This window comes from Hydrogenophaga luteola (genome assembly GCF_042648585.1).
In the GTDB taxonomy this organism is placed as follows: domain Bacteria; phylum Pseudomonadota; class Gammaproteobacteria; order Burkholderiales; family Burkholderiaceae_C; genus Hydrogenophaga; species Hydrogenophaga luteola.
Genome location: NZ_JBHRXX010000005.1, coordinates 367,840 through 378,810 on the forward strand (window position 1 = coordinate 367,840; position 10,971 = coordinate 378,810).

The 10,971-nt window shown below is 66.7% G+C and carries 6 protein-coding genes and 1 tRNA gene; all 7 read left to right on the plus strand.

All coding sequences use genetic code 11. The annotated features are described in order from the left end of the window. The first annotated feature begins 38 nt into the window (after nt 1–38). The gene (locus ACFOPI_RS11875; RefSeq protein ID WP_382174079.1) at nt 39–827 is read left to right on the plus strand and encodes an enoyl-CoA hydratase; all 789 of its coding nucleotides are present in this window, start codon (nt 39–41) and stop codon (nt 825–827) included. Between the two features lie 54 nt (nt 828–881). After that, nucleotides 882–2,243, plus strand: a complete 1,362-nt coding sequence (locus tag ACFOPI_RS11880; RefSeq protein WP_382174081.1) for a hypothetical protein — start codon at nt 882–884, stop codon at nt 2,241–2,243. 77 nt (nt 2,244–2,320) lie between these two features. Next, nucleotides 2,321–3,748: a VWA domain-containing protein gene (locus ACFOPI_RS11885; protein WP_382174083.1), complete on the plus strand. Its 1,428-nt coding sequence runs from the start codon at nt 2,321–2,323 to the stop codon at nt 3,746–3,748. A gap of 36 nt (nt 3,749–3,784) precedes the next feature. After that, nucleotides 3,785–3,861: transfer RNA gene (locus ACFOPI_RS11890), tRNA-Met, on the plus strand. Nucleotides 3,862–4,096: 235 nt separating this feature from the next. Next, nucleotides 4,097–5,641 carry a TolC family protein gene (locus ACFOPI_RS11895; protein ID WP_382174084.1) on the plus strand — a complete coding sequence of 515 codons (1,545 nt, stop codon included), beginning with the start codon at nt 4,097–4,099 and terminating at the stop codon, nt 5,639–5,641. Next, nucleotides 5,638–6,432 carry an efflux RND transporter periplasmic adaptor subunit gene (locus tag ACFOPI_RS11900; RefSeq protein ID WP_382174086.1) on the plus strand — a complete coding sequence of 265 codons (795 nt, stop codon included), beginning with the start codon at nt 5,638–5,640 and terminating at the stop codon, nt 6,430–6,432. The genes ACFOPI_RS11895 and ACFOPI_RS11900 overlap by 4 nt, the downstream gene beginning before the upstream one ends. Nucleotides 6,433–6,553: 121 nt before the next feature. Next, on the plus strand, nt 6,554–10,971 hold a 4,418-nt coding region (locus ACFOPI_RS11905; RefSeq protein WP_382174088.1), incomplete at its 3' end, for a tandem-95 repeat protein.

Consider the following 10,971-nt stretch of genomic DNA (forward strand, 5'->3'; position numbering starts at 1 on the left):
GTTCACGTCAATCATCCCCCACCACCCGAGGACACACCATGAGCGAAAACGCCACCCCCGAACTGATCACCGTGCGCACCGAGGGCCGTGTCGGCATCGTGACGCTCAACCGCCCCAAGCAGCTCAACGCGCTGAACGACCAGCTGATGAACGAGCTGGGCGCCGCGCTCAAGGCCTTCGACGCCGACGACGCCATCGGCTGCATGATCGTGACCGGCAGCGAAAAGGCCTTCGCGGCCGGCGCCGACATCGGCGCCATGGCCAAGTACAGCTTCGCCGACGTCTACAAGGGCGACTACATCACCCGCAACTGGGAAACCATCCGCAGCGTGCGCAAGCCGGTCATCGCCGCCGTCAGCGGCTTCGCCCTGGGCGGCGGCTGCGAGCTGGCCATGATGTGCGACTTCATCATCGCCGCCGACAACGCGAAGTTCGGCCAACCCGAGATCAAGCTGGGCATCATCCCCGGCGCCGGCGGCACCCAGCGCCTGCCGCGCGCGGTGGGCAAGAGCAAGGCCATGGACATGGCGCTCACCGGCCGCATGATGGACGCCACCGAAGCCGAGCGCGCCGGCCTGGTCAGCCGCGTGGTGCCCCTGGACAAGCTGATGGACGAAGCCCTGGGCGCCGCGCTGCAGATCTGCGAGTTCTCGCTGCCCAGCGTGATGGCGGCCAAGGAATGCGTCAACCGCGCCTTCGAAGGTGGCCTGGCCGACGGCGTGATGTTCGAGCGCCGCATGTTCCACGCCCTGTTCGCCACCGAGGACCAGAAGGAAGGCATGGACGCGTTCGTGAACAAGCGCAAGGCGGTGTTCAAGCACGGCTGATCAACACAGATCGAACAAGCCCCTGAAGCGACCGGTATGTGGTTGGCAGGACTCATGGTGGTCTGGGCGACGACGCTGCTGGCGTTGTCGCTCGCCGGCCTGTTCGCGCTGCTGCACACCGCGTACTGGTTGGTGTCGCCTCCGCTGTCGCCGCAGGCGCAGGGCTACGAGGCACTCGCCAAGGCGCTGCCGACCTCGACCGACAACGCGTACCGGGTGGAAGGGTTGTTCGCACCGGTGGCGCTGGACTCCGCGCAATACGGCCGGTGTGTCCACCCTGTTCTCCAGCTGCGGAAAGACAAAGAGGCTGAGAAGCAAGCGGGTGTGGAACGCTGCAACCAGGGACAGGCCGCGCTTTCCCTGCCTCCTGCACTGGAACAGGCCCAGGTGTCGCCGGGGTGGACGGAGCGGGAGTGGCTGGCACTCGCGCAAGCCGTTCCCGACCAGACGCTGCTCGCAAGGTCGAAGGCCATTGCCGCCGCTGGCCCGCGCAGCTTTGGCTACCGCCTTGGGGACCTATCGCCTCCGCTCCGCCCCTTGTGGACGTTGAACCTGTGGCAGAGCGCGCACGCCCTGGCCCTGTGGCGACAAGGTCGTACCGACGATGCGGTGTCGGCGTTTGAGAGCGCCATCGGGGACAACCTGCAGTCGGCCGACGACACCTTGATAGAGGCCATGGTCTCCGTGCGCGGAGTGAGCCAGAACCTGCTCGCCCTGCAACTCGCCTTGGCGTCATCCCCGGCATCGGACGAGGCCAGCGCCCAGCGTCTGCGACACCTGCTGGACGCGGTGGACAGCATGCCTGCCAGGGGTTTCAAGGCCATGGACGCGGAGTGGGCAACGTATGCCTCTTCGTTCGATTTCGGGGAATTGCGCAAGCAGTTGGATCGTCCTGGCGTTCTCGGCTGGGTCACAACCGCCCTCCTTCGATTGATGCATCGCGAAGACACCCTCAACCGCTTGGCGATCCAGTTTGGAGTCGCACGCCAGCGAATGCTCATGGCGTCCCAAGCGACGACGATGGCTCAGTCAGCAACAACGCCGATGCCCGGTGCGAGCCCCTGCGCTTCGCTAGGTAAGGGAGCCATCATGTGCTACGGACTTCTACCCAATCCCGTCGGCCGCCACTTCCTAGACAACACACCCCTTCCGGCCGACATCTACGAACCCTATGGCATCCGCATCGCCGATGTGCGCAACCTGGCGGCGGCCACCCGGTTGTCCTTGGAAGCCCGACGCCGAGGGCTCGCCGGCCAGGCGCTCGCGGCCTTTGTGGCAGATGCGCCGCCCGGCATGCGCGACGTGTTCACCCGGCAGCCGTTTGCCTACAACCCGCAGGCCCGTGAACTGACCATCGTCCTGCGTCACAAGAGTCCGGTGCTGGGCGAAGCCGGCGAATACCGCCTGCCGCTCTGAACTTTTTTTCACGGGGTTCAACCCCGTCCGGCCCGCCGGTTCGTTTCAGTGGCATCACCACCCCAACGGAGTTCACGATGCCTCTTTCGAATCCCCGGCTGTCCCGCCTGCTGACCGCGCTGCTGGCCAGCCAGTGGCTGCTCTCCGGCGCACCCGTCACCGCCGCGCAGCCCACGCCAGCGGTGGCCCCAGCCGCCTCGGTGGCCGCCCAGCCCGACTTCACGCCGCCCAGCGCCAACCATTGCCGACGCCCGATCCGCACCCACGAGGTGCCCGGCCGTCCCAAGGTCGCCGAGCCTGCGGTATCCATCGGCAAGGCCCTGCCGCGCTCCCGCGCCCCGGGCGTCTCGCGCGATGCAGCGGCGAAGGCGGCGTCGCCCGCGGCGGCACTGGCCATGGAGGCCGCGCCGGAGGCCATGGCGGTCGCGCCGGCCCCCGCTCCGGCCATCGGTGGCAACCACGGAGCCCGTCCGGTGGTAACCGCGGGCATGGTCGACGACAACGCCGACTTCGCCGAGTACCTGGCTTTCCGCGCCCGCACGCCAGTACCCCACCAGGCGAGGGACATCAGCGAGCGCCACCTGCTCACGGTGCGGGATCGCACCGGCCGTGGCGTGCCCGATGCCCAGGTGCTGGTGCGCTCGCCCAACGGTGCCTCAATGCGCGCACGCACCGACAGCGCCGGTCGCGTCTGGCTCCATCCCCGCTCTTTCGACGCCGGCGCATCGAAGCTGTACGAGGTGACGGCCAGCCACGGCGACCAGACCGCCCAAGGCCTGATGCGCCGCGGCCAGAAGGACGCACTGGAGCTGCAGCTGGACGGCGCTGTCGCGCCCCAGCGCGCGCGCCTGGACCTGGTGTTCCTGATCGACGCCACCGGTTCGATGGCCGACGAGATCCAGAAGCTCAAGAGCAGCCTGCACAGCATCGCCGCGGACGCCGCGCGCCTGCCCAGCCGCCCCGACCTGTGCTTCGGCCTGGTCGCCTACCGCGACACCACCGACCCCTTCGTGCTGCGCAGCCACGACTTCACCGACGACCTCGGCGCCTTCCAGAAGGTGCTCAACCAGCTGCAGGCCGATGGCGGCGGCGACACCCCCGAGGCCATGAGCGAGGCGCTGCACGAGACGGTGCACCGCCTGAGCTGGCGCGGCGACGGCGCCACCCGCATGGTGGTGCTGCTGGCGGACGCGCCGCCCCAGCTCGGCCCCGACCGGCCGCGCTACGACGCGGCGATGCAGGTGGCGCTGGGCAAGGGCATCAAGGTGTTCAGCGTCGGCGCCAGCGGCCTGGACCCGCAGGGCGAATTCATCCAGCGCCAGATTGCCCAGTACACCGGCGGCCGCTTTGTGTTCCTGACCTACGACCGCGCCGACGACCCGGCCAGTGGACCGGGCCGCGAGACGGTGCACGATGTGAAGAACTACTCGGTGGCGACTCTGGACCAGCTCATCGGACGGCTGATCCGCGAAGAATTAGCCCCGCTGTCGCGCAAGGGGGCTTGAGCGCTTCGAAAAAATGGGCTTATAATGCTGGGCTTCGGCGATATAGCTCAGTTGGTTAGAGCGCAGCATTCATAATGCTGATGTCGGTGGTTCAAGTCCACCTATCGCCACCAAATAAAGAACCCCCTTGAAGTTCAAGCTTCAAGGGGGTTTTTGTTTGTCCGTGCGCGGGAAATACATCACGAATAAGCCGCTGATTCGACCTTTAGTCGGAAAAGGGCTTGCCGATACTGAAGAAACGCTGGTCTGCGAAGCCAGCGAATGCCACCGATCCGGCGCCTGCCCCCGCAAGCAATACGCCGCCATGCAGTCACCGGTCTGTGGTCCACCTTCACCACCGATGTTTCCATGGCCACACACAACAACAAACTCCCCCCCGCCCTGCGGACCGGACTGATCGTTTCGGCCGTCCTGGGCCTGACCGCCTGTGCCCAGCTCATCCCGCCGGCCATGACCGATGCCGACGTCGTCAGCACCAGCCTGGCGGACCGGTCGGCCATGACCCGGGACGTCGAACCCATCGTGACACCCCTCCGCTTGGAAGAGGCAATGGCGCGGGCGCTGAAGTACAACCTGGACCGGCGCGCCAAGCTAATGGAAGAGGCCGTGGCCCTGCGGCAGCTGGACGTGACGCGCTACGACATGCTGCCGACACTGGCGGCCCGACTGTCGGCGCAGTCGCGCAGCAACGACCGCATCAGCCAGAGCCTGGACCCCGAGACGGGCGACATCTCCAGCAATGGTTTCATCTCGCAGGACCGCTCGCACCACATGAGCGACCTGGGCGTGACCGCCAGCCTGCTGGACTTCGGCGTGGGCTACTACAACGCCCGACAACAGACCAACCGGGTGTACATCGCCGCCGAGAAGCGCCGCCGCGCCATGCACCTGCTGATGCAGGACGTGCGCATTGCCTACTGGCGCGCCGCCAGCGCCCAGAAGCTCCGGGACGATGTGTCCAGCACGATCCGCGTAGCTGAAGAGGCGCTGGCCGACTCGCGCAAGTTGGAGCAGGAGCGCACGCGAAACCCGGTGGACGCGCTGCGCTACCAGCGCCAGCTGCTGGAAAACCTGCGCCTGCTGGAATCGATCAACCAGGAACTGCTCTCGGCCCAGGTGGACCTGGCGTCCCTGATCAACGCCCCGCTGAACCAGCCGATCCCGATCGCCGAATCGGCGCTGGCAGACACCGCCACCCGCGTGGTATCCGTGCCGGTGGAGGAGCTTGAGGCCGTCGCCTTGCGCCAGAACGCCGATTTGCGCGAGCAGCACTACAACGCCCGCGTGGCACAGGAGGAGACGCGCAAGGCCATGCTGCGCATGTTCCCCAACCTGAGCTTCAACTACGGCTTCAACTACGACTCCGACAAATACCTTATCAACAACAGCTGGCGCGAGGCCGGCCTGCAGCTGTCGTTCAACTTCATGAACCTGCTGACCGGTCCGGCCCAGGTGAAGCTGGCCGAGGCGGGGGTGAAGCTGGCCGACCAGCGCCGCATGGCCACGCAGATGGCGGTGCTGACACAGCTGCACCTGGTGCGCCTGCAGTTCCTCAACGCACGCAGCCAGTTCGCACGTGCCGTAGAGGTACACGAAACCGACCGGCGCATCAGCGAGCTGATGCGCACCCGCGAGGCGGTGCAGGCCAGCAGCAAGCTGGAGCGCGTGAGCAACGACACCGCCGCCATCCTCAGTCTGCTGCGGCGCTACCAGGCCCTGGCCCAGGTGCAGGCGGCTGAGAACCGGCTGCTGGCCCAGCTGGGCCTGGAGCCCCGCATCGGCAGCACCGACGAGCTCAGCCTGCAGGCCCTGACCGAGCAGATCAAGGGCCAGACCGGTTTCGACCCGCTGTGGCTGCGAATGAGCAACGACCTGCCCAGGACCGCGCCATGAAGCCATCGCACTGCTGGACGCTGCCCCTGCTCTGCCTGGGTCTGGGGACGGCCCTGGCGGCCCCCCCTGCACCGACAACACCAGCTCCGGTGGCCTCGGCGGTGGCGCCGGCCAAGCCCAGTGGCGAGCGGGAGATCCGGGCTCAGCTCATGCCCCGGCGCTACACCACGGTGGCCGCCGAAATCGGCGCCAAGGTCCAGCGAATGCCGGTGGGCGAAGGCGGGTCTTTCAAGACCGGCCAGCTGCTGGTGAGCTTCGACTGCTCGCTGCAGCAGGCCCAGTTGGCCAAGGCACGCGCCGAACTCGACGGCGCCGAGCAGTCGCTCAAGACCCACGAGCGGCTCTTTGAGCTCAACGCTGGTGGCCAGCTGGAGGTGGAGCTGGCGCGCTCGGGCCGCGCCAAGGCCCGCGCCGAGCTGGGGGCAAATCAGGCGGTGCTCGGCAAATGCAGCGTAAACGCACCTTTCAGCGGACGGATCGCGGAGCAGAAGGTCCGCGAACAGCAGTATGTGCAGCCTGGCCAGGCGCTGCTGGACATCATCGACGACAGTGTGCTGGAACTGGAATTTCTCGTTCCGTCGCACTGGCTGAGCTGGCTCAAACCCGGCGGAGTCCTGTCTGTGCAAATCGACGAGACGCGCAAGACCTATCCAGCCCGTTTCACCCGCATTGGAGCCCGTGTGGACCCGGTCAGCCAGTCGGTGAAGGTGGCGGCCGCGATCGACGGCCGCTTCCCGGAACTGATCGCCGGCATGAGTGGCCGGGTGATCGCGGCCACCCCGGCCCAGTGAACTCCGAAAACAACAACAACGACAAACATCTGCCATGACAAGCCAGAAAGCCCTTTCCGAGTCTTCCGCAACACCTGCCGGTCCTCGACCGAAGGGCCTGGTCTCCAGACGCCCGCAACCGATGGCGCTGGAACAGCGCTTCATGTTCGACGGTGCCGCCGCGCTCGAGGTGGCCGCGCTGTCTTCCGACGCGCCGACGTCCCCAGCCAGCGAGCCTCCGTCCCAGCCGTCCACCGAAACCGCAGCCAGCACACCGCCTGCGGAAACGCCACAGACGGGCGCACAGACTGCCGAGCCGCAGGAATCCAAAGAGCCTGAGGACGCCAAGGAAGCCGAAGCGTCGGGCGAGCCGGAAGACACAGCGGATGAAACGTCAACGGCCCAGCCTGATGCTCAAGTGCAGGAGGCCACGGCACTGCCCGAGACCCCGGTGGCGGTCGCTGAAGACCCCTCGCTGAACTTCGCACCGGTGAACACAGCCACCCTGCCGCCGATCCTGACCGAAGCCATGGCGCAGGCCGACAGCACACTGGCCACCTTCGCCCAGGACAGCGCCGCTCCTGCGCAGCTGTTCACCCTGTTCAACGGGGGCCAGGAAGCCCCGTCCCAGTCATGGACCGCCCAGGCAGATGACTTGCTGGATCACCTGCACAGCGGCGGTGCCCCGGTGACCGTGGTGTTGCTCGATCACCAGTCGATGAACGGACTGATCGGGGCCTATGCGCCGCCGACCGCCGATTCTGAAGGTGTGATCTACCTCAACGCCGACTGGCTGGCCGTGCAGACCGAGGCCAGCACGGTCTCGCGCGTGCTGCTGGAAGAAATGGGCCACGCCATCGACCACCAGCTCAACAGCGGAGCCGACACTGCGGGCGACGAAGGTGAGCGCTTCGCGCTGACGCTGCTCGGACGCACCCTGACCGAAGAGCAGGCGACCCGCATCGCCGCCGAGGACGACGGTTCCACGCTGCTCATCGACGGCAGATCGGTGGAAGTGGAAGCGGCTTCGCTCACTTTCGCGGCCGTCTTCCAGGGCACCCCGTCGTCGATGTCGGAAGAGGCCCAGTCGCTCAACAACATCGCGCCTCTGGTGGGCAGCAACTTCCAGTTCGTCTCATCCAATCCGTCAGATCCGTATTTCAGCGGCAACAACGTCACCGGATACCTGACCTACCTCGACGGCAATGGTGCTCCGCAGTCCATCTATGGAGTGGCCAGCCGTCTGTTCAAGACCGGCAACACGGTCGATGGCATCTATTTCTACGCCACCGGAGCCGACGGACTGATCGGCACCGGCGACGCCGGCGAGACGGCCTATCTGCTGCAGGTCAACGCGGTCTTTGTCACAGGCTCCGACAACGGCACCAGCAGCGACCCGGTGGACAACGCCCTCAACGACTTGCTGGTTGGATACGAAGCCCCCACGGCATACGCCGACACCAGCGACTCCCCCGGAGCCCTGTCCGCCATCGAAACCGGCTTTTCGGACGCCGGCAGAAACGCCACTGGCAATGTCCTGGGCAACGACACCGGCAATGCTGCCCTGAGTGTGCAGTCCATCACCGGAACGTCGGGCACGCAAAGCGTGACCGCGGGCACCAGCGGTGCCGGCACCTCCGGCGGCACCTCCGTCACCGGCAGCTACGGCACGCTCTACATTGCGGCAGACGGCAGCTACAGGTACGAGGTCGACAACAGCAGCACCGCCGTCAACGCGCTGCGCCTGAGCACCAACACGCTCACCGACACCTTCACCTACCAGATCACCGACGCCGAAGGCGCCACCGCCACCGCGACCCTGACCGTGCGCATCGAAGGCTCCAACGACGCCCCCACCGCGGCCAACGACACCGACACCGCCAAAGAGTCGCTGTTGAGCGACAGCACCCAGTACACCTCGTCGGATCCGCTGGGCCGAACCGCCGAGGGAAATGTGCTCGCCAACGACACCGACCCCGATCGATACGGAGAAACCGCCGAGATCGACGGCCTGTTCGCTGCCGGCACCTACGTCACCCACTTCATGGGCGGCGCGACCACCAACCTGACCTTCTCGCCAACCGCGTCGACGCTGCAGAACGTGGGCACCTCGCACTACGTCTACATCCAGACCGGTGGCAACTACACCCTGCTGACCGCAGGCGGCAGTCCGGTGATGGTGACCAGCAACACCAAGCTGCCCGACGGCTCCTACAGCCTCAACCTCAGTGGTACGCCCACCAACTACACGCTGAACAGCGGTTCGCAAGTGGCGTTTGCCACGTCGGGCAATGCCACCGTCACTTCGGGCGGCAACACCCGGACCGCCGAGGTCGGCGGCAGCACCACGGTGGTGACATCGACCGTCACGGTCACTCAGACGGAAGGCACCATCCAGGCCGGCATGTCGATCAGCGGTACCGGCATTGCGGATGGCACACGCGTGACCGGTGTCACCGTGAACGGATCGGGCCAGCTGGTGCTGCAGCTGAGCCAGCAGTTGACGGGAACACCTTCGGGCAACTTCAACTTCAGTGCGGCAGCGGGCACCACGCTCACCGGTCGCTACGGCACCCTGTTGCTCAACGCCGACGGCGGCTACGTCTACACCCCGTTTGCGAACAACGACGCACTGGCCCCGGGCGCCACCGGTGTGGACAGCTTCCAGTACACCATGCGCGACGATGCAGGCGTCGCCAGCGTGGCCACGCTCTCCATCACGGTCACCGGCTCGGCCAGCACCGATCCGAATGCAGTCAACGACAGCGGCAACGCCACCGAAGCGGGCGGCGCCGCCAACACCGGCGGCAGCAACGCTTCCGGCACGGTGCTGACCAACGACACCACGCCATCGGGTTCGCTGAGTGTTGTGGCGGGCCGCCCCGATGCCTCGGCCAGCGAGTCCGCCATCGGCGCAGGCAGCTACACCGACCTGACCGGCGACTTCGGCACCTTGCGACTGTGGTCCAACGGCACCTACACCTACACGCCGAACGATGCCCACCCCGAGGTGGAGGCGCTCAACACCGGCGACACGCTGCAGGACAGCTTCCAGTACCGCATCCGCAACACCGGCGGCGGCGAGGACATCGCCACACTCACCATCAACCTCCACGGGGCCAACGACCACCCCGATGCCACGAACGACACCGTCTCGGGAACCGAGGACACACCGGTGCACATTTCGACGGCGGACTTGCTGGCCAATGACACGGATGTCGACAACACCGGCCTGAGCATCGTGGGCGTTTCCAACGCCATCGGCGGCGTGGTCACCCTCAACGGGGACGGCACGATCAGCTTCACGCCCAGCAGCAACCTGACCGGCAGCGCCAGCTTCGTCTACACGATGAGCGACGGCACCGCCACTTCGACGGCCCTGGTGACGCTGAACATCGCCCCCGTCAACGACGCACCTTCGGCGGCCGACAACACCTACAACACGGTGAGCAACACCGCGCTGACCGGCGTCAATCTGATCACCGACACCGACAGCACCGATGGCACGGACGCCGACATCGAGAACGACACCCTGACGGTCACCAAAGTCAACGGGATGCTGTTCACCGCCAACAGCAACGCGGTCGACTACCCTGCCGCCAGCGGCTGGATGGAAGTCCCGCTGGCCCACGGCACCCTCTACCTCCAGGCCGACGGCAATCTGGCTTACCTGCCCGCCACCGACGACAGCGTCGGCGACAGCTTCAGCTACGTGATCAGCGACGGTGCCGACGAGTCGGCTCCCGCCGTGGTATTCCTCAACGTCACCGACCCGGGCAACACGCCTGCGGTGGTCGGCGGAGACGATGCCGGCAGCGTCACGGAGGACGCCACCAGCCCGACGTTGAGCGACACCGGGACGCTGACGGTCAGCGACGCCAACGCAGGACAGGCGTATTTCCTCACCAATTCCTCGGACATCACCTCCAACCCGGGCACGCTGGGCAGCCTCAGTCTGACCAGCGACGGCCAATGGACCTACACCGTCGACAACGCGCTGGTGCAGTACCTCGCGGCTGGCGACTCGCTCGACGAAGTGTTCATCGTGCGCACCGCCGACGGCACGCAGCACCAGATCACCGTCACCATCCACGGCGTCAACGACGCACCCACACCCGGGAATCCCAACGACCCGGACTGGAACGCCACCGACGGCCGCTACGAGGTCATCACGCCCGAGGACACGCCGCGCAACGGCACCATCGCCGCCTCCGACCTGGACCAGGACACGCTGGGTTTCTCCGAGCAGACCGGCCCTGCCCACGGCAGCCTCACGCTCGACCCCGACACCGGCGCCTGGACCTACACGCCCGACGAGAACTTCACCGGCGACGACTCCTTCGTCGTCACCGTCTCCGACGGCAACGGCGGCAGCGTCAACGTCACCGTGCTCGTGACCGTCACGCCGCTCAACGACCCGCCCGTGCCCGGCGATGTCAACGACCCGGACTGGAACAGCGCCGACGGCCGCTACGAGGTCATCACGCCCGAGGACACGCCGCGCAACGGCACCATCGCCGCCTCCGACCTGGACCAGGACACGCTGGGTTTCTCCGAGCA

What these genes read in the sequence shown, in the direction of transcription:
- ACFOPI_RS11875 (WP_382174079.1), top strand. Translation starts at nt 39, where the DNA reads ATGAGCGAAAACGCCACCCCCGAACTGATCACCGTGCGCACCGAGGGC.
- ACFOPI_RS11880 (WP_382174081.1), top strand. Translation starts at nt 882, where the DNA reads ATGGTGGTCTGGGCGACGACGCTGCTGGCGTTGTCGCTCGCCGGCCTG.
- ACFOPI_RS11885 (WP_382174083.1), top strand. Translation starts at nt 2,321, where the DNA reads ATGCCTCTTTCGAATCCCCGGCTGTCCCGCCTGCTGACCGCGCTGCTG.
- ACFOPI_RS11895 (WP_382174084.1), top strand. Translation starts at nt 4,097, where the DNA reads ATGGCCACACACAACAACAAACTCCCCCCCGCCCTGCGGACCGGACTG.
- ACFOPI_RS11900 (WP_382174086.1), top strand. Translation starts at nt 5,638, where the DNA reads ATGAAGCCATCGCACTGCTGGACGCTGCCCCTGCTCTGCCTGGGTCTG.